This window comes from Roseateles sp. P5_E11, assembly GCF_054049355.1.
Genome location: NZ_JBFUMO010001078.1, coordinates 1 through 964, shown reverse-complemented (window position 1 = coordinate 964; position 964 = coordinate 1). Strand labels below are relative to the sequence as shown.

Below are 964 nucleotides of genomic sequence, written 5' to 3'. Positions count from 1 at the left end.
TCTGCGCACTGATGGTGGATTGCCCAACGTTGAGCATTGCCTGCGCAGCCGAGAAGCCGCCGCAACGGACGACCGCGTCAAAGACTCGAAGCAACTTGAGATCTACATCGTGTACTTGTCGCATGAGAAGAATCCTGGTGGAGGTTCCGCAGTGCTGCTCGCACGTTGCGATAGAACCTTCACTGCATCGATTTTCATCAATGTAATCGCAGTGTAAATCCCATCGATTTGTTGTATTCCGCTGCAGTGCCGTGTGTCGTCGAGTAGCTCCATGCAGTCGGCAAACATCGGTCTGGGTCAATGCAAGCATCAGATACAGCGCATTTTTCGCGTGTAAGGACGTCGGTACATTGACCGCGAGCCCATCCATAGGGCGTTGCAGAAATAGACCACGATGTTCCGAGATCGCTACCTGAACTACGCACAACTCATGGGGCAGTTGGAGGGCTGGGCGGCTACGCACGCAGACCTCGTTCGCCTGTGCTCGCTCGGCCAGTCCGCCGAAGGTAGAAGCATTCCCATGCTCATTGTGGGCAGGGATCCAGACCGTCTGCGTCCGGCGGTCTGGATCGACGCGAACATGCACGCCAGCGAGGTGTGCGGCACCAATGTGGCTCTGGCCATCGTTTCCGACCTGATCGCATTGATGTCAGGCGCTGAACAAGTCGGCGGGAAACCACTGGCAAAGCCTATGGCGGCCTCACTGCGCGAGGCCCTGTTCTATGTCGTGCCTCGACTGTCTCCGGATGGCGCCGAGYAATTCTTGTCCACCGGAAGACCACTTCGCTCCAGCCCGGTCGATGAGCAGATCCACCGGAAGACTCCGCGGTGGGTGACGGCCGACATCGACGGCGATGGGCGTATCGGTTGCATGCGGCAGATCAGCCCTGGAGGGGAGCTATCCGAGCTGCGAGACGAGGAGGGCGTGCGGATCGAGCCTCCTGTGCTGGTGCCACGGCTACCC

Annotated in this window: 2 protein-coding genes; one reads left to right on the top strand and one right to left on the bottom strand. The window is 59.1% G+C overall.

Going from position 1 to position 964, the window contains the following annotated elements; genetic code table 11:
- The coding region (locus tag ACXJKR_RS33520; protein WP_457326538.1) for a helix-turn-helix domain-containing protein at window positions 1–124 on the bottom strand (124 nt) is incomplete at its 3' end.
- Window positions 125–394: 270 nt separating this feature from the next.
- Between ACXJKR_RS33520 and ACXJKR_RS33515 the strand changes: the two genes are divergently transcribed.
- The coding region (locus ACXJKR_RS33515; protein ID WP_457326537.1) for a M14 family zinc carboxypeptidase at window positions 395–964 on the top strand (570 nt) is incomplete at its 3' end.